This window comes from Microbulbifer mixtoriginis (SeqCode) (assembly GCF_052467705.1).
The window spans coordinates 4,565,121-4,588,576 of record NZ_CP174322.1 but is presented as its reverse complement, the minus strand read 5'-3'; the positions used below and the strand labels follow the sequence as shown (position 1 = coordinate 4,588,576).

Annotated in this window: 20 protein-coding genes; 11 read left to right on the top strand and 9 right to left on the bottom strand. The window is 48.0% G+C overall.

What is annotated here, in order from left to right; genetic code table 11:
* Nucleotides 1-288: 288 nt before the first annotated feature.
* On the top strand, nt 289-1,740 hold the full coding sequence (locus ACJJIB_RS19895) for an aryl-sulfate sulfotransferase (RefSeq protein WP_444887320.1): 1,452 nt from the start codon (nt 289-291) through the stop codon (nt 1,738-1,740).
* A gap of 206 nt (nt 1,741-1,946) precedes the next feature.
* Here ACJJIB_RS19895 and ACJJIB_RS19890 read toward each other — a convergent pair whose 3' ends face one another.
* The 3 genes from ACJJIB_RS19890 to ACJJIB_RS19880 all read right to left on the bottom strand — a co-directional run bounded on the left by ACJJIB_RS19890 (nt 1,947) and on the right by ACJJIB_RS19880 (nt 3,535).
* On the bottom strand, nt 1,947-2,243 hold the full coding sequence (locus ACJJIB_RS19890; protein ID WP_444887319.1) for a putative quinol monooxygenase: 297 nt from the start codon (nt 2,241-2,243) through the stop codon (nt 1,947-1,949).
* Nucleotides 2,244-2,263: 20 nt separating this feature from the next.
* Nucleotides 2,264-2,716, bottom strand: coding sequence for a DMT family transporter (locus ACJJIB_RS19885; protein ID WP_252083467.1), 453 nt, complete (start codon nt 2,714-2,716; stop codon nt 2,264-2,266).
* A 144-nt stretch (nt 2,717-2,860) separates the two neighbouring features.
* Complete coding sequence (locus ACJJIB_RS19880; protein WP_252083466.1) at nt 2,861-3,535, bottom strand: type 1 glutamine amidotransferase domain-containing protein; 675 nt, start codon at nt 3,533-3,535, stop codon at nt 2,861-2,863.
* Nucleotides 3,536-3,649: 114 nt separating this feature from the next.
* Here ACJJIB_RS19880 and ACJJIB_RS19875 point away from each other — a divergent pair, with 114 nt between their 5' ends.
* Nucleotides 3,650-4,531, top strand: coding sequence for a LysR family transcriptional regulator (locus ACJJIB_RS19875; RefSeq protein ID WP_252083465.1), 882 nt, complete (start codon nt 3,650-3,652; stop codon nt 4,529-4,531).
* A 2-nt stretch (nt 4,532-4,533) separates the two neighbouring features.
* Entirely contained in the window at nt 4,534-4,851 is a 318-nt protein-coding gene (locus ACJJIB_RS19870) for a cupin domain-containing protein (RefSeq protein WP_444887318.1), read from the top strand.
* 53 nt (nt 4,852-4,904) lie between these two features.
* Here the strand turns inward: ACJJIB_RS19870 and ACJJIB_RS19865 are convergent, their stop codons facing one another.
* The gene (locus ACJJIB_RS19865) at nt 4,905-5,765 is read right to left on the bottom strand and encodes a LysR family transcriptional regulator (protein WP_444887317.1); all 861 of its coding nucleotides are present in this window, start codon (nt 5,763-5,765) and stop codon (nt 4,905-4,907) included.
* Nucleotides 5,766-5,944: 179 nt separating this feature from the next.
* Between ACJJIB_RS19865 and ACJJIB_RS19860 the strand changes: the two genes are divergently transcribed.
* From ACJJIB_RS19860 to ACJJIB_RS19845, 4 genes are all read left to right on the top strand, one after another.
* The gene (locus ACJJIB_RS19860; RefSeq protein WP_444887316.1) at nt 5,945-7,366 is read left to right on the top strand and encodes an aromatic amino acid ammonia-lyase; all 1,422 of its coding nucleotides are present in this window, start codon (nt 5,945-5,947) and stop codon (nt 7,364-7,366) included.
* Nucleotides 7,363-8,223 carry a TauD/TfdA dioxygenase family protein gene (locus ACJJIB_RS19855; protein ID WP_444887315.1) on the top strand — a complete coding sequence of 287 codons (861 nt, stop codon included), beginning with the start codon at nt 7,363-7,365 and terminating at the stop codon, nt 8,221-8,223. Before ACJJIB_RS19860 ends, ACJJIB_RS19855 begins: the two co-directional genes overlap by 4 nt.
* A 16-nt stretch (nt 8,224-8,239) precedes the next feature.
* Complete coding sequence (locus tag ACJJIB_RS19850; RefSeq protein WP_444887314.1) at nt 8,240-9,562, top strand: phenylacetate--CoA ligase family protein; 1,323 nt, start codon at nt 8,240-8,242, stop codon at nt 9,560-9,562.
* Nucleotides 9,563-9,747: 185 nt separating this feature from the next.
* On the top strand, nt 9,748-10,572 hold the full coding sequence (locus tag ACJJIB_RS19845; RefSeq protein ID WP_444887313.1) for an alpha/beta hydrolase: 825 nt from the start codon (nt 9,748-9,750) through the stop codon (nt 10,570-10,572).
* A 65-nt stretch (nt 10,573-10,637) separates the two neighbouring features.
* On the opposite strand, the gene ACJJIB_RS19840 is transcribed toward ACJJIB_RS19845, so the two are convergent.
* From ACJJIB_RS19840 to ACJJIB_RS19830, 3 genes are all read right to left on the bottom strand, one after another.
* Nucleotides 10,638-11,513: a polyphosphate kinase 2 family protein gene (locus tag ACJJIB_RS19840; RefSeq protein WP_444887312.1), complete on the bottom strand. Its 876-nt coding sequence runs from the start codon at nt 11,511-11,513 to the stop codon at nt 10,638-10,640.
* Between the two features lie 49 nt (nt 11,514-11,562).
* Complete coding sequence (locus ACJJIB_RS19835) at nt 11,563-14,100, bottom strand: plasma-membrane proton-efflux P-type ATPase (RefSeq protein ID WP_444887311.1); 2,538 nt, start codon at nt 14,098-14,100, stop codon at nt 11,563-11,565.
* Between the two features lie 177 nt (nt 14,101-14,277).
* Nucleotides 14,278-15,159 carry a LysR family transcriptional regulator gene (locus tag ACJJIB_RS19830; protein WP_444887310.1) on the bottom strand — a complete coding sequence of 294 codons (882 nt, stop codon included), beginning with the start codon at nt 15,157-15,159 and terminating at the stop codon, nt 14,278-14,280.
* Nucleotides 15,160-15,246: 87 nt separating this feature from the next.
* Between ACJJIB_RS19830 and ACJJIB_RS19825 the strand changes: the two genes are divergently transcribed.
* Entirely contained in the window at nt 15,247-15,834 is a 588-nt protein-coding gene (locus ACJJIB_RS19825; RefSeq protein WP_444887309.1) for an FMN-dependent NADH-azoreductase, read from the top strand.
* A gap of 218 nt (nt 15,835-16,052) precedes the next feature.
* Here the strand turns inward: ACJJIB_RS19825 and ACJJIB_RS19820 are convergent, their stop codons facing one another.
* Entirely contained in the window at nt 16,053-17,690 is a 1,638-nt protein-coding gene (locus ACJJIB_RS19820) for an alpha-amylase family glycosyl hydrolase (protein WP_444887308.1), read from the bottom strand.
* 233 nt (nt 17,691-17,923) lie between these two features.
* A complete protein-coding gene (gene malT / locus ACJJIB_RS19815; RefSeq protein ID WP_444887307.1) occupies nt 17,924-20,638 on the bottom strand; it encodes an HTH-type transcriptional regulator MalT in 2,715 nt (904 codons plus the stop codon).
* 486 nt (nt 20,639-21,124) lie between these two features.
* Here malT and ACJJIB_RS19810 point away from each other — a divergent pair, with 486 nt between their 5' ends.
* The 3 genes from ACJJIB_RS19810 to ACJJIB_RS19800 all read left to right on the top strand — a co-directional run bounded on the left by ACJJIB_RS19810 (nt 21,125) and on the right by ACJJIB_RS19800 (nt 23,387).
* Nucleotides 21,125-22,018, top strand: a complete 894-nt coding sequence (locus ACJJIB_RS19810; RefSeq protein WP_444887306.1) for a hypothetical protein — start codon at nt 21,125-21,127, stop codon at nt 22,016-22,018.
* A gap of 62 nt (nt 22,019-22,080) precedes the next feature.
* Nucleotides 22,081-22,731 carry an MBL fold metallo-hydrolase gene (locus tag ACJJIB_RS19805; protein ID WP_444887305.1) on the top strand — a complete coding sequence of 217 codons (651 nt, stop codon included), beginning with the start codon at nt 22,081-22,083 and terminating at the stop codon, nt 22,729-22,731.
* A gap of 44 nt (nt 22,732-22,775) precedes the next feature.
* The gene (locus tag ACJJIB_RS19800) at nt 22,776-23,387 is read left to right on the top strand and encodes a DUF2799 domain-containing protein (RefSeq protein ID WP_444887304.1); all 612 of its coding nucleotides are present in this window, start codon (nt 22,776-22,778) and stop codon (nt 23,385-23,387) included.
* Nucleotides 23,388-23,456: the final 69 nt, after the last annotated feature.

Genomic DNA, 23,456 nt, shown 5'->3' with positions numbered 1-23,456 from the left:
TACATCAATATAAAAATCACCTACCTGGATAAGTGGGCAGGGCGAGTAATTTGGGGGGGGGTAAATTGGCAGAGAGGTGAAGGATTAGTTTCTGCAGTGAATATTTCTAACATCTGATAAATGTGTGCCAGTTCTCATTTTTGGTGCGAGTTGCAGAATCAAACACGCTTAGTCGACAATTATTAATTACGGTTAATTGCAGCCTATAAAAAAATAAACATCTTTGTAAACCATGGGCGCAATGGTTGCGTTAAACAGTTGTATTCATAACAAACTGTGAGACCCTCTATGAGTAAATATATTAGGTTGGCTGTTTTTCAATCAGTATTCTTACTGTTTTTAACAGGTATTGTCCCTAAGGTTTTTGCGCAGGAAGATGATGCTGTTCAATTAGTACTCAGCGCTCACCCAGAGAACCATCTGATGGTGAATGCCAGCGTGATTACTGCGGAAGCGGCGAGAGTGGCAATAAGGTTTAAATCTGCAGATACCAGCCGAAGACGTACAGCTTATAGTGAGCCAGGCACAGACCACGAAGTAACTGTCGTCGGCCTGCGCGCTGATACTACCTATCGATTTACTGCGGTTGCACTTTTAGATAGTGGTGAGGTTGTTCACAGTGAAATCGTAGAGTTTAAAACCGGGTCGGTGCCTGAGGGGGCCCCCGCTGTTGAGCTTTTGAAGAAAACGGTTAAGTCCGAGGGGGGCATCACTATCTTCGCGCCATCAGCGGAGAGGGATAGTACTTTCTGGGGATTTGATGAAGAGGGAGAGGTTGTTTGGTATCTGCACGGTGATGTCCCATTAACTGGTGCCCCAGTAGCGAGAAACCTACAGGATGGGCGTTTACTTTTATTACTCAGTGGGGAGGCCCGAGTAATCTCCTTCTCCGGAGAGGTGTTGTCCTCTTTCGAATTGCCGAGTTATCACCACGATGTCCATTTGCTGGAGAATGGCAATCTGTTGGTGTTAACCAATGAAACGGGCCAGTTTGGTGAGCATTTTTTACAAGGAGATGCCATTTTGGAAATCGATACTGAAGGGAACACAGTTTGGCGATGGTCAGCATTTGATCACTTGGATACCAGCCGTTTCCCCGGTGCTTTGGCCAGTAGGGTTTTGGATAACGGAGCCCTTGACTGGAGCCACTCTAATGCACTGCATTATGTTCCTCAGGATAATTCCATTTTACTTTCTAGCCGCTCTCAGAGCTGGGTGGTCAGTATTGATCATCAGTCTGGTGCGGTAAATTGGATAATGGGGAGGGATTCAGATATTGAGAGCGATTTGAAGGATAAATTCTTTACACTACATACTGGTTCCTGGATGGCTTCGCAGCATGCGCCAATGTTGACAAGTAATCATGAAATTCTGATTTACGATAACAGAAATGAAGCTGAGTTGAGTGGCAATATCTACAATAGCCGTGCAGTAAAGTTTCTGCTCAATACATCGACAATGAGTGCTGAGCAAACCTGGGAATACATAGCGCCCAAGTATACTCAATCATTGGGTGATGTTGATGAGCTTGCCGGTGGAAATATATTACTATGTGCCGGTGGCCCATCGGATATCAGTACGGGGAGTGATCGCAATGCTTACTTGATAGAGGTAACATCGACTAGCCCAGCGGAAACTGCGTGGGAATTAAAAGTGTACGATAGCACGATTTACCGAGCAGAGCGTGTTAGTTGGTCGGAAATGTTGACCACCAATCCTGTTTTTGATTTTCCTGAGTAATGACACAAGCGTTTAGGGGGAGTGGTCCTTATAGTTTTTTAATTCAGTGGGAATAGATTTTTTTTCACTGCTGATGAAACATTATAAATGTACTGCCCTTTTATGATTCAAGTATCTCCTGTTACTTTCTGAATATTCTCCTTGGCCCACACTAATTTTGTTGTGGGCCTATGATTATTTATTCTGCTGGAGAAAATCGTATGTTTTTAATCGGAAGTATGCTGATATTTTTCGATTCTTGGTTCTTTAGCTAAAATTGGTTCTAACTCTTTTAATGATTCTTTTAAATGGGGCTCATCCCAGTGTTTTCTTTCACTTTCTTTTGAATCCCATACCTCTAACGTCATAAAGGTATCTGTTTCCTCACTCGAATATAAAATCTGATAACTCAAACATCCGCTCTCCTTTTCAGAGTTCGCTGCCAGTCTTGTCAGAATGTTCTTAGCTTTCTGTGTTTCTCCAAGTTTAGACTTCACTTTTGCCATTACATATAGATTGGGCATTGTCTGATCTCCAGATATATTTATGAATTGCGTTTTACCACTAGTAAGATGCCTGTAATCATTAGAATAAATCCAATGATTCGTTTGGGGTCCAGGCTGGTTTGTTGTGCGCCAAAGAGGCCAAAATGGTCGATGGTGGCCATAGCAAAGAGCTGGCCGAGTAACACAAAGGATATAGTATTGCCAACACCGTATTTTGGTGAAACCCAGGTGACGCTGAGTACGTAAAAAGCAACTAATATCCCGCCGAGATAAAGGTGCCAGGAGATATCTTTGTGAAAACCGGCTACTTGGAAACCTTCAGTTTTAAATAAGTAAATAATAGAGATGGTCAGTCCGACAAAAAACAAAATCGTCGTAGCGAGAGCCGAGCTGCCAAGCTTCACACCTAGACCGCTATTTAACGTGGCCATCACCGGGATGCCGATTCCGGCAATTAACATTAGCGACGGATAAAGAATTGAGCTAGGCACTGCTGGAACCTCACTGAAGGGGTTTTAAGGCTATAACTGCTCATGTAGATGAGTTGTGTTGGCCCACAATGGAAGCTGAAGGGTTATGAAAAGCTGGCGCAGGGACATCAGTTTGCGCCAGCATTATTGATGCGTTATTAACGGCTAGTTTATTAACTGTTTAACGATCGCTTTACCAACAGCATGTGCACTGGCTGGGTTTTGTCCAGTAATCACACGGCCATCCTCGATGACAAATTCCTGCCAGGGTTGCACTTTGTTAAATCGAGCAGATTTTCTGCTGATAGCTTCTTCAAGCAGAAAGGGGATATCTTCAATGGTGCCAAAATCGATTTCTTCTTCTCGGGTAAATGCAGTCACAGACTTAGTTGCCAGTAAGCTTTCACCATTGCTCAAAGTGATAGGCAGCAGGCCAGCTGGTCCGTGGCACACGGCAGCAAGTACGCCGCCATTTTCATAATGCTCTGCAGATAACTTGGCAAAGTCCTCATTGCTTGCTAAGTCGGAAAGTAGACCAAACCCACCTGGGTAGAACACCGCATCGTAACTAGCAGTATTCAGCTGGTTTACTGGAATAGTGTTGTTGACACGGTTCTGGAAGTCTTCATCGGCCAATACCTGGCTGTTGACCTCATCTCCTTCAATATCTGTACCGTAGAGTGGTGCTTTGCCACCTTTAATAGAGGCAATATCGTAATCAATGCCATTTTCTTTAAGTACATGCACGACGTGAGTCAGCTCAGGGGAGTAGGTGCCATTAGCTTGGTCGGTTTCCCCGAGGGTTGCATGGTTGGTTACGGGAATAAGTACTTTCTTCATGAATCTGTCCTCTGTGTTAAGCATTCAGTGGGGAGGATTCTAGGTTGTCCCTGATAAGATGATAATATGAGATTTCTGTGAAATACTTTTGCTAAATAGCAATAATGGTGAGGTATGGATACATTTGACGGTGTAGTCGAATTTGTTGCTGTAGCTGAATGCCAGGGTTTCTCTGCGGCCGCCAAACAGTTGGGGTGCAGTACCAGCCATGTGAGCCGGCAGGTGGCTCGCTTGGAGGAGCGCCTGGGGAGCGCTCTTTTGGCTAGAACAACGCGCTTGGTCAGCCTGACTCAGGCTGGGGCTGTTTATTACCAGCGCTGTAAAGAGCTGGTTGTGGGTCTGCAACAGGCCAATGAACAGCTAAGCCTGCAGCAGTATGAGCTGAGTGGCACGTTGCGCGTGAGCTGCGCTGGTTTATTTGCTGAACAGTATGTGGCTCCAGCACTGATGAATTTCGCCTTACAACACCCTGACTTAAAGATCGATATCGATTTCAACAGCCGAATGGCCAATTTTGTAGAGGATGGTATCGACTTTGCGATCCGTTATGGCCGCCTTGAGGACTCTGGGCTGGTGGCCCGCAAGCTGGCTGGCCGCCAGATGATGGCAGTTGCCAGTACGGAATATCTTGATCAATTCGGCAGGCCAATCCACCCACAGGATTTAAAGTCGCACAGTTGTATTGTTGCGAATAATGAGAACTGGATATTTGATATAGAAGGCACCGAGGAGTCTATTCGCGTTAATGGACGCTGGAGAAGTAATAATGCCCATACAGTGGTTAACGCATGTGAAAAAGGCCTAGGTATTGCCTATATGCCAAAAAGCAGTTTTAACCGCTCTATAGAGTCACAGCTATTAGAGCCCGTACTGGAGCCTTTTTGGGGGCGCGGAGCCAGTAGCTGGATTGTGTATCAGAATCGCCGCTTTTTACCAATACGAGCGAGAATGGCCATTGATTATCTAATGGATCACTTTTCTAGCTGGCAGGAGTAAATATGATAAATATTCTAGAAAACCTCCCGAAAAATACTGAGGTTGAGCACTTCCAGGACATTGTAAAAAGTGATGCTATACGAATTGAAAGAATTGTTTCATACGGCCAGTCTTCACCGGAGGAAGGTTGGTATGATCAGAGTGAACACGAATGGGTGCTTGTACTGAGTGGTTATGGTGTGGTGGAGTTTGACTGCGGGGAGATATGCCAGCTGAAGTCTGGTGATTGCTTATTGATAAAGGCTGGAAGAAAGCACCGGGTGATTGAGACATCCTCTGATGAGGCGACGGTATGGTTGGCAATATTTTATCGCGAATAAACTTAAAATGAAGTTCAAAAATAATTGAATTTGTAGTTTAAATATATCTTCTGTTAACCAAATTTTTTGTAATTTGTAAGTTTAAATTCTTTAATTAACTTCTCTGCACCTAAGCTATGGGTTATTTCCCTTCGATACACCAAGCAGATTTCATCTTTGAAGCCTGGTTGGTCTTTACTAACCCATTGAAGCTGATTTCTTCCAATTGTTTGAGCAACTCGACCAGGAATAATACCGACCCCGACTCCCTCAAGTGTCATATTTGTGATCAGTTCGTGGCTAGAGGAAGTAATATATTGTTTATATTTGTTATTTTTTTCCATGTTTTTTAGCAGCCAGTCTGTTTGCATCAGCGCTGGGTCATAAATTAATACGTCCCTAGATTGTATTTTTTCAGGGTTATGCCAAAAACTCACCATATCATGACAGAGGTGCTTTATTATCAAATCAGGATGGGATACGGGATTTACCACAATGCCGATATCAATTTTCCAGCTGATCACTGATTCGACAATTTCCCGAGAAAGCGCGTGTTGGAAGCTTAATTCGATACCTGGATTTTGAGCAATGAATCCGGCTAGCCTTTCAGGCAGCATATGTAGAGAGATGGAGCTGTGACACCCGATAGTGAAGTGACCAACGGCTTCTTTGTTTTCGCGCAGCGCTGAGTACTTTACCTCATCCCAATCATCAAGTAACTGTTGAGCACTTTTTAATAGTCTTAACCCTGCACGAGACAATTGCACACCAGTTTTTTCTCGTATGATAACTTCTGTACCAAGCTGTCTTTCCAGCCTCTTGATAGCCGCGCTTAAACTCGGCTGCCGAATCCCTAATCTCTCTGCAGCTCTTGAGATATTTTTTGTTTTAGCAACTTCAATAAAATAATTGAGTTCATCAGCGTGTGGAAACATAGGTATAACTTATTTAGCCACTTAAAAAGCCAGTGTGTTTAAGTTGAGTCTACATCGACATTTATTTTGTTGCCATAGATATTGCCTATGGCAACCAGCGACGACATCTATTTTTCAAGTTTCAACTCCCATGCTAATTTCTTCGCCTTCCTAGTATTCAAATTATTTCTGGAGTCAGGGTGTCTACATCATCTCTAAGCTATCCGGCGGTAGCGAATGGTAGTGCGGTAACTTATGAAACTAATTTCAATTCAGTTTTAACTTTTCCTCTACATGCTTGGTATGAGTGGGGATACTTACATAATCCAATTACTGCGAGTGACATAGACCTTTCTAGAGTTAAACACTCCTATGCATTACTGCAGGAACAGCTTGGAGATGATGGAAACCCTATCTACGGTTTGCACACAAGTTATGGAGAGAATGAACGCAATCGCTTAGATCCAAATCAGTGGAAAGAGACACAAGTCAATCTTCTGGAGTACTTAAGAGTTGGTGTTGGTGCGCCATTACCGAAATCGGTAGTCAGGCGTGCATTAAAGTTACAGGCTCTAAAAACAGCGCACGGCTTATCTGGTATCCATCCTTCCACTTATCAAGCGCTTCTTAAGCTGGCCAACAGTGAAACGCTTCCGAGGGTACCTCGAAAAGGGAGCCTTGGAGCCAGTGGTGATTTGATTTCCATGGCCCATGCTATTTCACCACTATTTGAACAAGGGCCAAGAGGCCCCCGTGATGTCATTGGGCTTGTAAATACCAATGCTATGATGGCTTCCTGGGCTATTGAACATGATTATCAGCTAAGAAAGCTATTAAGAGATTGTTTCAAATCCGTGGCATTAACCTCCATGGCCATAGGGGCGGGAGATGAACACTTCTCCGAAGGGTTGAGCTACGGAGAGGTGCACGGCAGTTATGCTCGTGCTGGCCAATTACTTACCCAGTTACGACGTGATTACCTGCGCTCCTCAAGAGTTATTGAGGGTGAAAAAAGCTTATTACAAGCCCGATATTCTGTTCGCTGTGCTCCCCAGATATTAGGCCACTGCCTTGATCTATTGGATTATTCAGAGGCAAAAATTCGTTCCGAAGCCACTGCTGTTGCAGATAACCCTCTAATTCTTGAGTCAGGCCCATGGCATGGTGGATTGTTTTATGCGATTGGATTGGCAGCTTCTGCCGAATTTATGCAGGAAATTATCCATCGCTTAGCCGAAATGCTTGATCGACAAATATTGATTTTGATGGATCATCGCTTGAATGGAGGACTGCCGGATAATTTAAATGCTGAATCGTTTAACCACTGTAAAGGGATTCATCAGTTATCGTCGGCTCTGTTCCAGGAAATAAAAGCCAGATCGACACCTGTGCGTCAGATGAGTTTCTCGTGTGAAGGAAATAATCAGGACTTGGTTCCCTGCGGAATGACAGCTCTCAATAATGTCAGCGACCAACTGGATAGTTTAAGGGAAATTATTCGAGCAGCGACTTTTTGCTCAGCTAGGGCAGCAATAATGCGTTCAAGTGGCGATTTGCCAGAAGCATTAAAATTAGTGAATTGGCCCCAATATACAACATCTCAATTAGAGAGCATCCTATGAATTTTAACTATTTAACAGGAAATTTTGGTATTGAGATTTCCGCTAAAGAAATTTCTGAATTAGATCTGGACACTAAGCAAACATTAAAAAATTTATGGCATGAACATGAACTTTTAGTTATCCGAGATATGGACCTGGATACTCAGGCATTTGTTAGGTTCTGCAGCTTGTTTGGGGAGCTTCAGCAGAACTACTTCTTCTTTCAAGGTCACTCAGAGGGTTATCCACAAGTTGCTAAAATTATTAAAGAGCCTGGTGAAAAGAAAAATACAGGAGGAATATGGCATCACGATCAGGGCTATTACTCCAAGCCGGTAAAAGGTATCGCATTGTACGGTATTGATATTCCTCCTAGGGGTGGTGATACCCTATTTACAAGTTCAACGCTTGCTTATGAGAATCTGTCAACTGTAATGCAACAGTTAGTCGGTTCACTCAATGTGATACATACGACAGAGTTGATGCTTAAAAAACAGCCGCTGAAGAAATCAGTAGAAGGTAAAGATGGAGATGATTCAAGTATAGAACGAGCACTAAAATTGATGCCACTAGAATCTGCTATACATCCAGCAGTCTGTAAAAATTCTGTAACCGGTAAGCCTTTTCTCTACTTAAACCGAACTACCACCTCGCAATTTGAGGGAATGACATGCGATGAGAGTATGGGGCTTTTGAATTATTTATTTCAGCATATAGAAAAACCAGAATTCAATTGTCGAGTGCAATGGCGTCCTGGGACCTTGGTTATTTGGAATAATCACCAAGTCTTACACTATGCCGTCAATGATTACAATCAACGACGAGAATTACATCGTGTACATTTTTCTGCTGAAAAACCGATTAAGTACTATAAGTGATTAATTGGTGGATTTTATGAATTATTATGAGCTGCGAGCTGAATTTTTACATGTCAATAGTCAGCCTGAAATTGAAAGGCAGAGTTTAAAAGATGAACAGGTGAGACGGTTATTGCGTGAATCCTTTGAAAAATCTGATTATTATCGCAAGCTAATTATAAATAATAACATTGATATAGAGGAAATAAGAAGTTGTGAAGATTTATATAAGCTACCGATTATAAGTTCGGAATTGTTTTCAACTTCTATGTCAGAAGTTAGTATGAATTATGACAATGTTGTTCGCTATTGTCATACTTCAGGCAGTACCGGTGCACCCAAGCGCGTGCCTTATACACGTAAAGATATTGAGCTGGCAATAATCTCTCAGGCTCGAAGCTATTTGCTTGCAGGTGTAGAACCATTCGATAAGTGTTTATGTGCAATGACTTATGGTCCCTGGCCTAGTGGGATGATCTGTCATGCTGCCAGTGAAATTTTTGGTCTCACTATTCCTGCAGATTCTTTTCTAGGAATTGATCATCAGCTACAGAGTCTACAAAAAGATAAGCTGAATTATATGGTTTGCTTACCTTCATTGTTACCAAGGCTGGAGCGTTACTGTCTGGAAAAAAACATATCGCCCGTGTCTTTGAGTGTCAGGAAAATATTCGTAGTGGGTGAATTGTTTTCAGAGACTTTTCGGAGTTACTATGAGGGGGTATTCAACGCCAAGTTAATTAACATGTATGCAAATACGGAATTTGGGCTAATAGCGAGTGAATGCCAATATCATAACTTACATGTCTGGGAAGATTTTTTTCATGTAGAGGTTATTGATCCAGATACGGGTAAGTTATGTGAAGATGGCGTTACAGGGGAATTAGTAATAACAGCGCTGAAACGTGAAGCTCTTCCTTTGATTCGTTATAACACACACGATTTGGTTGAAGTGTATAAGGAGCCATGTGAGTGTGGCCAAACTGGAGCCTATTTGGGCCCCATCAGAGGGCGTCGCGATAATATGTTCACAATCAATGGGGGAAATATATATCCAATTGTGTTGGAAAATATTGTTACAGCCATTCCTGGACTCAGCTCCTTTTACCATTGCATTATTGATAAGATTGATGGGCACGATCAATTATCATTTAAAATTGAAGCTAAAGATAATGTTGATGATCAGGAGAAAGAGTATTTGGCAGGTGAGTTTTATAGAGAGTTGACTAGTTTTGATCTAACGCTTCGTATGATATTCCTTGGGCTTGAGTCTGCTTCAAGACTAAATATAGATATCCTGCAGCCTGGTATAATTAGTCAGAAGTCAGGGAAGATTAGAAAAATTATAGATAGAAGGTGATTTCTGCATCATCAATATCTTTTCAGTTTGTTGTTTTTGTGGTTAAGTGTTCCCCCGAATAGATGTAGTATATCGAGTAAGGTTGAGGCTGGCTTAAAGTTAAACATTGTTGGTTTGATAGGTGTGAATTTGGGTAAGCCTTACTTTTTTATTAATAAAAATAAAATTACATATGGGGTTAGCTCATGTTCAGATGTTGGATTTTTGCGTATTTATTTTTGATGTCCTCTTTTTCTTTGGGGGTAGAGATTGATAAGTCACCATTGATAGTTGGCGATTCGATAAGCTTTTCATCCGCAATCTTAGATGAAAAGCGCACGTTGAATGTTTACCTACCAGCGAGTTATCAACGTGACACTAAAAGAAGTTACCCGGTAATCTATCTTTTAGATGGTTCTATGAATGAAGATTTTGTGCATATAGCTGGTTTGTTGCAATTTGGGTCCTTTTCCTGGATTAATATGCTGCCGGAATCGATTCTTGTTGGAGTCGTAAATGTAGACAGGAAGCGGGATTTTACATTTCCCTCGGCTAAGAAGCTGGATAGGCAAGAGTTTCCAACCTCTGGTGGTTCGGATAATTTTATAGGTTTTCTTGATAGAGAAGTTCAGCCTCTAATTGAAAATAATTATCGTGTAAACGGGGATTCTACTTTGATTGGCCAGTCCCTTGGGGGGCTTTTAGCTACAGAAATTCTATTTAAACATGCAGATCTCTTCGATAATTACATCATTATTAGTCCAAGCTTGTGGTGGAGCGGAGAGTCTCTTTTGAAACAAGTTCCTAAAGATTGCTGTGATGATAAGTCGGTCTATGTAGGTGTGGGGAAAGAAGGGGAGGTCATGGAGCGGCTGGCAAGAACTTTATTCAATAAGTTAGATAGTAATAAAAATAATATACACTTCGGTTATTTTGAACAGCTGGATCATGGTGATACGCTGCATCTTGCTGTATATGATGCATTTGATAAAATTTTTAATGCTAAATATTTAGGTGATAAAAAGGATTAATTGGGTGCAAGTAGGCAGTAGTATTATGTCCTGATTTGTTGATCAAGTGGTTCTATATTTTAAGATCATTTGTTTTTTGAAGGGAGGGTATTTATTAGCCCTTCCTGTAGTTCCTTTTTGTCCAGATGGTGATATTTCCTCTTGATTTCATTGATATCCACGCTGGGCTTGGGAAAAGTCATTTTTAAGGACTCCATTGCATCTGCCACTATGGAGGCAATCGCAAGATTCCTAAACCATTTGTGGTTTGCGGGAATGACAAACCATGGAGCATGAGAGTGGCTGCATTTTTTTAGGATATCCTCAAAAGCCTGGGTGTAGGCATCCCAGTAGCTTGCCTCCGTATAATCGCTCTCGCTGATTTTCCAGTGTTTGCTTGGGTCATCAATACGCTGTTTAAAGCGTTTCAGTTGTTCATCTGCATCAATATGCAGGAAAAATTTTAATACCAGGGTGTTGTGGTCGGCTAATAATTGTTCGAAGTGGTTGATATGATCGTAACGCTTGGACCAGATACTCTCTGGTACCATATTATGCACCCGTTGAATTAATACATCTTCATAGTGGGATCGGTTAAAAATCGCCACATGTCCCTGTGCAGGGGTGACTTTGTGACACCTCCACAGGAAATCATGGGCGGCTTCTTCTTTAGATGGCTGCTTGAAGCTGGTTACTGTACAGCCTTGGGGATTCATTGCTCCAAGCACATGATTAATAGTGCCATCTTTACCGGAGGCATCACGACCCTGCAGGCAGATCAATAGGGAGCGCTTGTGCTCGGCATACATAAGATATTGCTGTGCGCGAATTCTTTCATCCAATTTATCAATGACTGGCTGGGCCTCTTCGCGATTTTTATAGCAATCTTTAAAACTGGCATCGATCTTATCTAACTGTACCTTGCTGCCGGATTTTACCTGGAATGCCTCGAAGCAATTCATAGTTTTATTTCTTCACGATAAGTTAAATGATTTGTCCATGCAGGTTGGATTAAATATCCTGCAGACGTTGATAGAGTAGCTTCTTCACCAGATCCAGAATAAACATCCACAAAATCATATAGAGCCAAACGAGCCCGATAATACGCCAGGGAATAGCAGGTACCAGCCAACCAAATCCACACATCAAAACCGTGAGCGCCTGAGTACCAACAATAGCGATAAATAACTTCATTGCGGGCAGTGGCTTTGCGAAGAAGGCAGAGCGAGATCGCACGACAAAAAGTAGTAAATGGCCGCCGGCAACAATTTGTAAAAAAATAATCGTTTGGATCTGAGACTTATCCAGGGGTATCCAGGATTGCCATTGACTGTTTTGTAGCCATTCCATACCAATCAAAAGCAGTCCCATGGTTTGTGCGATAGAAAAAATGCCGATAATGGTTGAACCCAATAATAAATCGCGCATTTCCCAATGCACCGGCTCTTTCGGCAGCAGGGTGTTGTCGTAGGCAATAGTCATAATGGGAATATCGTCAAGCAGTGCCACTAATACGATCATGACTGGGGTGAGGGGAGAAAAACCGAAGAGGATAGTGGCAAACACCACCACAACCATAATATCCAGGGTCATGGATACCCGAAAGAGCACATAATTAATAATGCGCTCAAAGATCTTGCGTGCTTCGTCAATAGCATCCACTACAGTGGAGAGGCCCGGAGCGGTGAGAATAATCGCCGCTGCGGCACGGGCCGCATCGGTGGCGCCACTAACGGCAATTCCGCAATCAGCTTGTTTTAGGGCTGGCGCATCGTTCACACCGTCTCCGGTCATTGCCACCTGGTGCCCTCTCTCTTGTAAGGCTTTTACGATTGCGTACTTATGTTCGGGGAAAACACGGCCAAAGCCATCGGCGCGTTCAACACAATCGACCACCTGCTTGGATAAGTGGTCCATATTCTCCGAGTCGGTAAAAACATCGGCGGCGGCGTAAATATTCTGCCCAATCCCCACCTGAGCAGCGATTTCTTTGCCGATAGCGACGTCGTCGCCAGTAATCATTTTTACCTGCAGCCCGTGCTCCCTGGCCCGGCTGATGGTTTGTTTGGAATCATCCCGAGGCGGATCTTCTAGAGAGAGGATGCCAAGAAAGTTCCAGCTTTTCCCACCATTGGAACTCGCCACACCCAGGGAGCGTAAACCCCGTGCGGCGAGTTCCTGCACACAGTCTGAGGCTTTCTTTTCATTATCACCACTGAGCTTGCACAATTGCATCACCGCTTGGGGCGCACCTTTGCAATAAAACAAAGAATTTCCACTGTCATCGACTACTTGGGCCTGGGCACGCTTGATTACTGGGTCGAAAGGAGTGAATTCTTTGAGCTGGTAATCATTAAGTGCTTTCTTATCTTTGAGGCCGGCAAAAATTGCCTGATCGATCGGATCACTAGAACCTTTTTCCGAGGCGAGTGCCGCGGCGAGAATTAACTGTTCCGGGCTCTTGGCGAAAAATAATTTGGGGTCGTGCAGGCTTAGTTGGTTCTTGGTGAGCGTTCCGGTTTTATCGGAGCAGAGAATATCGACCCCGGCAAGCTCCTCTATAGACTCCAGTCGCGAGACTATGGCTTTTTTTCGGGATAGCGCCAGGGCACCGAGTGCGTTAGTGACAGTGATTACGGAGGGCATTGCCACGGGAATCGAGGCAATTAATAGCACCAGGACTGTGCGTAAAATATTAATAATGTCCGACCAGTGCCAGCTGGGGGCCACTACGATATCCCGATAGAGCTGGGTACCTACCAGTAACAAAGCCAGCACCAGGCACAGCACTATCAGGAAATCGCCAATATGAGTAACGGCTCTTTGCGAGTGGGAGGCGCCCTGTCCGGCACCGGCTACCAGCTTTGCGGTACGGCCAAAAAAAGTATTACGCCCGGTGCCAATTGTAACGGCGGTCATTTCGCCGCGCTTGGCGATACTACTGGAATAACCGATGTCTCCCATTTTTTTACTGACCGGTAATGACTCACCCGTAAGAGCTGCCTGATCGATACTGATGGATTTGCCGTCGACAAAGCGCACATCTGCGGGCACCACTTGGCCGAGCTTGATTCGTACAATATCCCCGGGAACCACATCGGCGGCGTCAATGGTATGAAAACTACCATCGCGCAACACCTCTGCCTGCGGCGCCATGCTGGCCTTGAGCGCGGCCAGGGCATTGGAGGCCTTGTGCTCCTGCCAAAATCCCGCTACGGCGTTGTAAAGTAGTAGCGCCATAATAATGGCGAAGTCAGGCCAGTGACCGATAAGTGCCGATAGCAGGGCGGCGGCTTCGATCATCCAGGGAATGGGCCCCCAAAAAAAACGCAGAAACTTGAGTAGTGCGCTTTGTTCTTTCTCCTGGATGCTATTGGGGCCATAGCGTTGCAGACGTGTCTCGGCCTCAGCCTGGCTTAACCCCTGAGGTGAGGTGTTGAGTGCCTGGTAAATGGAGGGTAAATCGGCTTTCTGCAGGTCAACCTGGGAGCCTTTTAAGTCGGCTTTACTGGCGTTTCCGCTTTCGGATTTTGGCCCGGGTATTGGCACGGATCGATTCCGCCTGTTGAAAAAAATTTCCCGTCGAATGGTCCGCCTGTTAACGACAGTTGGGGTTAAATAAGGCTAATCATTATTGAATGATTGGGCGGTGTATCCATATTAATTGAACATTATAGGCTGTGATCTGATGGACACCCGTAGCTAATAATTTTCACCTTGATCCGCTTAAAGACACCCTTTTTTAAAGGTGTCCAGGCTGAAGTCCCAAAAGGCTTTAACGCGTGCTGAATTGCGCATTTGAGGATGAGAAAGTAACCAGAAATGGCTTTGGAACTCTTTAAGCTCGAATACTCTCTTTAGTTTGTAAGGTTGCACCATTTTTTGGTCCCCTTCGGGCAAAATGGCAAAACCCAGTTTTGCATTGGCTGCACCTGCCGCCGCCATTACCGAATTACAGTAAATTACTTTGCGGCTATTCTTAAATATTTTTTCACTCCAGCGACCAATCGGCAAACTCAAACCGCGATAACCAATAATATTCTGCTGCTTAATCTCATCCAGTGTCATTGGACCGCTAACCAAGTCTGGATGGGCAAAAATATGCCAGTTGATATCAAAGAGCTTCTTGGCAATGAGGTTATCCGGAGCGCTAGGTGATCCACGAAAGGCAATGTCCGCCTCCCTCTTCTCCAGTGATAGGTGTTCCGCCGAGTCTATGAGTTCAAATTCAACTTTGGGGTGGTGTAAGCGAAAGGCGGCACAGAGTTTTGGGATCACCTCATAAGAGTAAGAGCCGATTGAGGTAATACGGATAATGCCTTCCATTTCCAGGTTTTTAATGCCGGTATTCAATGCAATGGCATTGATATTCTCAGCGGCTTTTCTGGCGTGTTCTAAAGCCGCATTCCCTTCGTCTGTGAGGAAATAGCCCTGCCTGTCTGCCACGAAAAGCTGGCAGCCAAGATCTTTTTCCAAGGCCTGTAAACGTCTCCAGGCGGTGGAATGGTTTACCCCCAAGGCTTTGGCTGCACTCTGTAGGGAGCCGTGATCTGCCACGGCTATCAGGTATCGAAGATCGTTCCAGTCCATCATTTTGCATTTATGCAATTATAAATTGCATAAATTGATAATTTAGTTGCCAATTTGCAGAGATTATAGTCTCCGCATCATTGATGTTCATTAGCTGGAGAGACTATGAGTCACAAAATTCTTGCCGTTTATGCCTCTGCCTTAGGGGACCATTCGACTTCCAGGTCACTGGCTAAGCACTGGCTGTCACGACAGGCTGCCACTGAAGTCACCGAGTTGGATTTAAGTCTTAACCCAGTTCCGCATTTGAGCGGTGAAATGGTAAGTGCCTTCTTCACCCCTGAGGAACAGAAAAGTGCAGCCCAGAAAGCGCTAACGGAGTATTCGAACAATCTTATTGAACAGGTCAAAAATGCAGATACGGTACTGATTGCAGCACCCATGTATAACTTTGGTAGCCCATCTACTCTGAAAGCTTGGTTTGATCACTTAGCGCGGGCCGGAGTGACTTTTACGTACACAGAAAATGGACCAGAGGGTTTGATTAGAGATACCAAAGTGGTCTTGGTCACGACATCTGGGGGTTTCTATAAAGATTCTGTTATTGATTTTCATGTGCCCTACATCAAGCATTTTCTCGCATTTATTGGCATTGACTATGTCACGGTCATTTATGCCGAAGGGCTGAATATGGGGGATGACCACAAAGAGACTGCCTTAACTCAGGCTAAGGTAGCTCTGGAAGCAATCTGATCTATGAGGCGCTCAGCAAAGTAAAATAAAGCAAAGTAAAAAAAAGCCGGCTTTGGGCCGGCGGAGAAGCAGACGTCGAAAGGATAAATGACGTTGCAGAGAGACAGAAAAACCAACTTATAGCCCTGGGAGAGATACTGCCGTTTTTCTGAAATTGGCAGCCGGTGGTTGTTGCCACCAGCTGGTAAAATTTTTTGACGGGCTGTTAAAGCCTGAAGTTAATTATTGTTTCGCAATACACCGGCGCCAGCGGCGGGCAAAACCAGCGTGTTTTCTCTCAGCTCCATTGCAAACAGGCCTGGAGTAATATCCTCGGCCCCAAAAAACTCTTGTGGCAGAGCATAGCTTTCCTCAGTGGCGCCTAGGTTCAGGGCGACCAGGTATACTTCCTTATCTGCGCGGCGCACGAACACCAATAAATCATTGCCGGTATCGAGCACTTCCTGTTGTGCGGTTGCCAGACTTTGGGGCAGTTGCCGGTGCCATTTAATCAATGCACGGAACTGGTTGAGCATAGAGTGCTGGCTGTCTTGCTGCAGATTCACGGCTAAGTTCCGGTGACTCTGGGAAATCGGTAACCAGGGTTTCCCGCTGGTGAAGCCGGCTTGATCAGCGCTATCGGTCCAGGGCATAGGCGTGCGGCAGCCATCGCGACCTTTGAATTCGGGCCAAAGGTTAATACCGTAGGGGTCCACCAGATCCTCAAAGGCGATATCCGCTTCCGCCAGACCCAGTTCTTCCCCCTGATACAGGCATACGCTACCGCGCAGGGCAAGTTGCATCAGTAGGAACAGGGGCGCGCGCTTTTGCGCTAGCTCCGGACCAAGGCCGCGGTTCCAGCGGGTGATAGAGCGCGGAACATCGTGATTGCTAATGGACCAGCAGGGCCATCCTTTTTCAATTACCGCGCGGTTCTTTTCCAGGGTTTCGCGCAGGAATTGCGCGCTGCAATCCTCGGTTAATAAATCGAAGGAATAGGCCATATGTAGGCGCTGTTCCGTGGTGTAGTCCGCCATGATCTTATGGGTATTATCGTCACCCACTTCGCCCACGGTAACGGTACCCGGGTATTGATCCATCAGTTGGCGCACACGCTGTAAAAACACCAGGTTTTCGGGCTGGGATTTGTCGTTCTTATGCCATTGGTAATCGTAGTGATTGACCGGCGGCAGTCCTTTTTGGTCCAGCTTAAGCGGGCGGGGAGGATTATCGCTGAGGGCCTGTTGGTGGAAGATAAAATTCACCGCATCCAGGCGGAAACCATCCACACCGCGATCCAGCCAGAATTTCATATCCGCCAGCAACTGCGCCTGCACCTCGGGGTTGTGCACATTGAGATCCGGTTGCTCTTTGAGGAAGTTGGCCAGGTAGTATTGGCGGCGGCGGGTACACCAACGCCAGGAGCCACCACCGAAAACAGATACCCAGTTATTGGGCGGGTTGCCATCGGCCTTAGGGTCCTGCCACACATACCAGTCGGCTTTGGGGTTGTTGCGGCTGCAGCGGCTCTCCTCGAACCAGGGGTGCTGATCTGAGGTGTGGCTCAGAATCTGATCGATAATAACTTTCAGGCCGCGGGCATGGGCGGCCTCAATTAAGCAGTCGAAATCCTGCAGATTGCCGAAAATCGGGTCCACATCGCGATAGTCCGCCACGTCATACCCAAAATCCACCATGGGGGATTTAAAGAATGGGGATATCCAAATAGCGTCCACACCAAGGGACTTCACATAATCCAATTTCTGGGTGATACCTGGCAGGTCGCCGATACCATCGCCATTGGCGTCGCAGAAACTGCGGGGGTAAATCTGGTAAATAACGCTGTTGCGCCACCACTCGGTGCTGTTGCCGCTCATGGATTACTGCCTTGTCTCATTATTCGAAGGGTGGGCGGGCCCACTCAGGAAAGGATAGGGTGAGTATGGCGAAGGGCGGAGCCGCGTTCCTCCTCCCCATAGAGGGGGGGAGGGGCTGACCGGGGGGATTTAGAGCAGGAGTAACAAGTTTCGGGAACTGCTCAAATAGAGATGTGCAGTAATCCTGCAGTGGGGTTTTGCGCACATCCCTGTGCCCCGAGCTGCGGCTTATCCTATGGGCGGTCCTGCACCGAGCGCAGCATTTGTTCGGCCAGGGTAATCGCTTCCTGGCGGTCTTTGACATCCAGCTTTTGGTAGAGGCTGCGGATGTGGGTTTTGATGGTACTCGGCGCCACTTTGAAATGCCTGGCGATACGCTCGTTCGAAAGGCCTGAATGAATAGCGTTTAAAACCTGCCACTCCCTTGGAGTGAGTGGTGAGTGACGTAGAAAATCCGGTACCGCGTCGCTGGCGAGAATCTCGCGAATAATAGTGTCGTCCAGCTCAATACGAATGCCACCGTCCAACTCCGGCTGTTGCTGGGCGAGTTTAATCAGTACTTGGGCCTTGTCGGTGGATGCCTCATCCAAGCCCCGTTCCAGCGCAGCCTTGAGAATCACAATCAGGGGTTTGCCAATTTGTAGAAAGCTGGCGCGAAATCCTCTACCTGCGGCCAGCAGTAGTGCCTCGCTAATGGCCTCCACGGCCTCACCGTACTGTTCGCGCAGCCACAACAGGTGGGATTCCAGCACACGGTTGCGCAGGCAATCGGTGATTAAATGACACTCTTCCGCGACCTGTTGCAGGCGGCTGAGCAGGCGATTGGCGTCGGACCAGCGGTGCAGTTCAATCAGTGCGCGCACATGGTTGCGGCCGTGGCACTGTTCAAAGTGATTACTGGGCCTGTCCGCAACTGGCGCAGCTTGCTCCAACCAGCTGGCAATGGCTTGTTGGTTGTCCAGGGCGCGCCAGGTGCGAATACGCGCGGCATCGGCATTGGCAACCCAATCGCGGTGGTAGCGCCCATCTGAGAGTAAGCGGTCGATGCGGGCCAGCCACTCCAGCGATTCCTCTTTTTCTCCGCGCGCCTGGGCGAGCTTCAGCAGCAGCGTGTATTCCGGTAGTAGCCAGTGTTCACCTACCTTGCGGTTGATCTGCATGCCCCGCCGGGCCGAGTGCTCGGCGCTCTCCAAATCCCCCTTTTCCCACTGCAGCTGTCCGAGCAGGCGGCAGACAAACTCGGCGATGGGCAGGGTGGAGAGGTGGTGTTTTTGCACCAGGTTGGACACCTTTTTCTGCAGTGAGGCAGATTTTTGTAGAAGCCCCTGGGCGAAGGCGATCTCACTCTGTTGGCAGATAGCCCAGGCGGCACTGGGAATATCTCCTTCAGCAATAGCCAGGGCCTCCACCTCCAACATATGGGTCGCGGCGGGCTCTAATGCGCCCAGGCAAAAACTGGTCTCACCGGTGACAAGCAGTGCCGAAATCCGCTCGCCTAGTTGGTTGGGCTGTAAAAGTCCCAGGGCCTCTTCGGCATACTCTTTGGCCTGCAGGGTCTGGCCGCGAGCGATGGCCACCTGGGCGCGCATGGTGGCGAAGGCCCCTTCAAACTGGCGCCATTGCTGTGGGTCCTGCCGTTGCAGCCAGCTCTCGGCGGTGGCGAGCATTTTTTCGCACTGGTCGTATTCAAAATTCTCCCGCGCCATTTTTGCCGAGAGCAGGGTGAAGCGCGCACTCTGCTGCAACGCCTCACTGCCGAGCCATTCCAGGCAATCACGCAACAAGCGCGACTGCCCGCCGCGCAGCAGTATTTCTCCCTGGCTATCGAGCAGCTGACACAGGCGCTCGCGGTCACTGCCAGCGAGGGCATGGCGCAGGGCTTCCACCGGCTGTTCCATTTCCTGCCAGGAATCACAAGCGAGAGCGTGCAGGTGCAACAGCTGCTCCCGATTGGTGAGCTGGCGCTGCAGGAAGCGGGCGAATACCGGGTGGAAGCGGAACCACTGGCGGCTGGAGTCCTGTGCCTGCAGGAAGAGTCCGCGTCGCGCCGCCTCTTCCAGCAGTTGTTGGCCATCGTTGCGGCCACTCAGGCGTTCCGCCAGCTGGGCATTGACACGGGTGAGGATCGAAGTGCGAGCGAGTAACTCGCGCAGCTCTGGCTCCAGCCTTTCCAGCACTTCTTCGGCCAGATAGTCGAGGATATGGCTGTGGCCCTGCTCCAGTTCCGTCAGGTAGCGGTCTACTTCTTGGCGATCGCGCACTGACAGGGCGAACAGTTGTACCGCCGGTGGCCAACCCTCGCTCAGGTGGTGCAGTTGAGCGGCGCGGTCGCCATCGAGATTAAATGGCAAGCGCTGCTTCAGCAGACGTGCGATCTCTTCGGTATTCAGGGCCAGTTGATCGCTGCCCAGCTCTAATAGGCGGCCTTGTACGCGCAGGGTGGCCAGTCCCAGGGGCGGCTGGCTGCGGCTGGTGAGAAGGACCCCGACGCCTGGTGGTGCGTGGCGCAACAGGAAGCGAGTGACGCTGTGCACCGCCTGGTTGTCGATATGGTGGTAGTCGTCGAGCACTATGCGCAGTTCGCTGGGCAAGCTGCGCAGTTCACCCAGCAGATGACTGATGACAGTTGTTGGATCCGGACTTTGTGGCGCCGCCAATAAGCGACAGGTTTGCGGTACGCCTTTGCCGGTAGCGCGATGCACGCTTTCTACCAGATAACGACAAAACTGGCTCGGTTCATTGTCGCTGGCATCAAGGGTATACCAGGCCATTGGATTTTCCTGCGCCGAGGCCCAGGAAGTGACCAGCGTGGTTTTACCGTAGCCCGCCGGTGCCGTCACAAGCAGCAGCTGGTCGCTGTGGCTGTCGTCGAGCAGTGTCAGTAAGCGCGGGCGCACCAGGGTATGCTCGGAGCAGTCCGGCAGGCTGTATTTGGAAGTTAAAAGCATCGCTGCGGGCAGGATTGTTTTAAATGTCTGATTTTTATACAGAGGTATTATGCACTAGCGGAGCGCTTTTGTGACAGATTTGCGCTGAGGATAGGACGACTTGCTGGATTCTCTTTGGCTAATACTGGAAGAGGCTTTGCTTATGACGGTATATTGATTGGCGGATCCAATCAGTCTTACCGATCCAGCCCAAAGAGACAAAACAATCAGAAAGAGACCCTGCGGCCAGTTTTTGGCTTGCGATGTCCGGTGTCAGGAACACATCCCTGTGTTCACCGAGACCGGCGTAGAGCTACCCGACAGCGTTATCTGCTTTCCCGGCTGACATTCGTTGCCGTAATACACGAACGTTTGTACGCAGTGGGGGATTCTTGGATCACTGGATTATGAAAAAACAGAGTTATTTCCGAAAAAAATTTGGTGAATAACTGATGCCGTCAGGGAAGTAGGTGCGGCTTCGACAACAATAATAAAAAAGAGGGAGTTATGGCCGATATTGTGGTTTTGGCAGCGCCGGCTGTGGATGCCGCACACAGGAACTGTGTAAAGCACTTGTTTTCCATGCTCAGGGAAACCCTGGATGACGACTGGGCGCGCCTTCATTGCGATACTTTTCCTACTGTGGAAGCACTGCCAGGTAATACCCAGCGAGTATTTGAAGATATGCGCAAGTGCGAGGTGGATAGTCTGCGCGCGCGCAAATTCCTGCTCAACACCCTGGCTGAGAACTCGGCGCAATTGGGGGATATCCATAGCCGTAGTGGTCTCTACGAGAGGACCCAGACAGCCATTTATCAAACTCTACAAAAGGCTGCAGCCGCCGCTGGCGATTGCGCTCCGGTGTTGCTTATCAGTCATTCGGCCAGCTGTATTAGCTTGTCCAACTATTTGTGGGATGCCCAGCGGCCTAGCGTAAACCACGGTGTCTGGCGCGATGGCGGGCCAGCCGAGGTGCGCAAGGGCTCCGCGCGGGAGCGCTTTTTGCGCCTGAAAACGCTCAGCCATTGGTATACCCTCGGGGCCGGCACGCCGCTGTGGTTTGGGGCCAAGCAGCGGGATCAGATCCAGGCGGTGGCTACGGCCTCCCGCGGGTATCAATTCCGCTGGAAAAATTTCTACCATCCGGATGACCTGCTCGGCTGGCCTCTTAAGCCTCTCAGCCCCAGTTACAACCAAGCGGTATTTCGGGATTACGCGACAAGGCCACTGTCCGATCCAGACAATGCCCTGGCCGGTCCGCAGCTACTGCCACCGGAGGATTACTGGCGCAATGAATTGGTGTGGGAGCAGCTCGGCAAGGACCTGAGCACTCTTCTGCAAAACACCAAGCCGAAGGCAGGTGCATCCGCACAGCGATCTCGGCGGGCAGTCGCGGTATAATCGCGGCACTAGCTACTACTCCCGAATCTAGCCACTACTCCCGAATAAGGATGGGTTTTACCATGTCGCTGCAATTTCACTCGGTCCCGGTCACTCCTTTTCAGCAGAATTGCACCCTGCTCTGGTGCGAAGACAGCAAGCGTGCCGCAGTGGTGGATCCAGGTGGCGACCTGGACAAAATTCTGGCAGCGGCGCAAGAGCGCGGGCTCAACATTGAGAAAATCCTCCTTACTCACGGTCATCTGGATCATGTGGGTGGCACTGCGGCGCTGTCTAAACAATTGCAGTTGCCGGTTGAGGGCCCCCACGAGGGCGATGGTTTCTGGATCGAGCAGCTGCCGGTACAGGCGCAGATGTTCGGTTTTCCCTCAGTGGAGGTGTTCACCCCCGATCGCTGGTTGCAGCAGGGTGATACCGTGACTGTCGGCGACCAGGAGCTGGAGGTGCATCACTGCCCTGGCCATACCCCGGGACATGTGATCTTTTTCCATCGTCCGAGCGAGTTGGCACTGGTGGGCGATGTGCTGTTTGCTGGTTCTATTGGCCGCACCGATTTCCCCCAGGGGGATCACGATACTTTGATTCGTTCGATCACCGAGCGCCTGTGGCCACTGGGTGACGATGTACGCTTTGTCCCGGGTCACGGTCCTATGTCCACTTTTGGTCAGGAGCGTCAGACCAATCCGTTCGTCGCCGATAAACGTTTCGGCTGATAGGTGGTATCTGCAAAACAATAATCCATCGGGAGACCCTTCCCATGCCTGTAAAGCTAAGTGTTTTCCTGTTGATTCTGGCCACTGCTATTAGTGGTTGCGCTGTTATTTCCGAGGCGGATTGCCGCAGTGGGCTCTGGTATGAGCGCGGCCTACATGACGGCGCCCGCGGGCGCTCCCAGGCGCTGATGTACGATATCGCCAAGGAATGCCAAAGTTACGAAATCTATGTGGACAGCGAGGCTTGGTTGCGGGGCCACGAAGAGGGCGTGGAACAATTTTGTACCGCTGAAAATGGCTACGCTCAGGGACGTCAGGGGCGAAAATATGAGGGCGTATGCACTGGGCCCACCGCAGATATTTTTTTGCAGAATTACCAGCGTGGCCTGGCCGACTATCGCGTAGCGCAGGAGTATCGCGATTTATTGTGGCGTCGGGATAATTTAGAACGTGAGCTTTACTCCCTACATCAGGCCCTTAGGCACAGTGATAGCGACAAGCAGAGGCGTGCGCTTTACTTCCAGCACAGCCGACTCGAATGGGAGTTGCGCATGTTGGATTTAGAACTGCACCGCTATGGCCTTTTCGGCCCAGACTATTTCACGCCGGGTTTTTATCCGCGCGGCTTTTTTTCATCCGGTTTTTTTTACTGGTGAATTTAGTGGGCTGATATGGCAAGTCAATTCAGTCATTTCCCCCGACCCCAGTTTGGATTTTCAAGAGAG

What these genes read in the sequence shown, in the direction of transcription:
- ACJJIB_RS19895 (WP_444887320.1), top strand. Translation starts at nt 289, where the DNA reads ATGAGTAAATATATTAGGTTGGCTGTTTTTCAATCAGTATTCTTACTG.
- ACJJIB_RS19890 (WP_444887319.1), bottom strand. Translation starts at nt 2,243, where the DNA reads ATGCCCAATCTATATGTAATGGCAAAAGTGAAGTCTAAACTTGGAGAA.
- ACJJIB_RS19880 (WP_252083466.1), bottom strand. Translation starts at nt 3,535, where the DNA reads ATGAAGAAAGTACTTATTCCCGTAACCAACCATGCAACCCTCGGGGAA.
- ACJJIB_RS19875 (WP_252083465.1), top strand. Translation starts at nt 3,650, where the DNA reads ATGGATACATTTGACGGTGTAGTCGAATTTGTTGCTGTAGCTGAATGC.
- ACJJIB_RS19870 (WP_444887318.1), top strand. Translation starts at nt 4,534, where the DNA reads ATGATAAATATTCTAGAAAACCTCCCGAAAAATACTGAGGTTGAGCAC.
- ACJJIB_RS19865 (WP_444887317.1), bottom strand. Translation starts at nt 5,765, where the DNA reads ATGTTTCCACACGCTGATGAACTCAATTATTTTATTGAAGTTGCTAAA.
- ACJJIB_RS19855 (WP_444887315.1), top strand. Translation starts at nt 7,363, where the DNA reads ATGAATTTTAACTATTTAACAGGAAATTTTGGTATTGAGATTTCCGCT.
- ACJJIB_RS19850 (WP_444887314.1), top strand. Translation starts at nt 8,240, where the DNA reads ATGAATTATTATGAGCTGCGAGCTGAATTTTTACATGTCAATAGTCAG.
- ACJJIB_RS19845 (WP_444887313.1), top strand. Translation starts at nt 9,748, where the DNA reads ATGTTCAGATGTTGGATTTTTGCGTATTTATTTTTGATGTCCTCTTTT.
- ACJJIB_RS19840 (WP_444887312.1), bottom strand. Translation starts at nt 11,513, where the DNA reads ATGAATTGCTTCGAGGCATTCCAGGTAAAATCCGGCAGCAAGGTACAG.
- ACJJIB_RS19825 (WP_444887309.1), top strand. Translation starts at nt 15,247, where the DNA reads ATGAGTCACAAAATTCTTGCCGTTTATGCCTCTGCCTTAGGGGACCAT.
- ACJJIB_RS19820 (WP_444887308.1), bottom strand. Translation starts at nt 17,690, where the DNA reads ATGAGCGGCAACAGCACCGAGTGGTGGCGCAACAGCGTTATTTACCAG.
- malT (WP_444887307.1), bottom strand. Translation starts at nt 20,638, where the DNA reads ATGCTTTTAACTTCCAAATACAGCCTGCCGGACTGCTCCGAGCATACC.
- ACJJIB_RS19810 (WP_444887306.1), top strand. Translation starts at nt 21,125, where the DNA reads ATGGCCGATATTGTGGTTTTGGCAGCGCCGGCTGTGGATGCCGCACAC.
- ACJJIB_RS19805 (WP_444887305.1), top strand. Translation starts at nt 22,081, where the DNA reads ATGTCGCTGCAATTTCACTCGGTCCCGGTCACTCCTTTTCAGCAGAAT.
- ACJJIB_RS19800 (WP_444887304.1), top strand. Translation starts at nt 22,776, where the DNA reads ATGCCTGTAAAGCTAAGTGTTTTCCTGTTGATTCTGGCCACTGCTATT.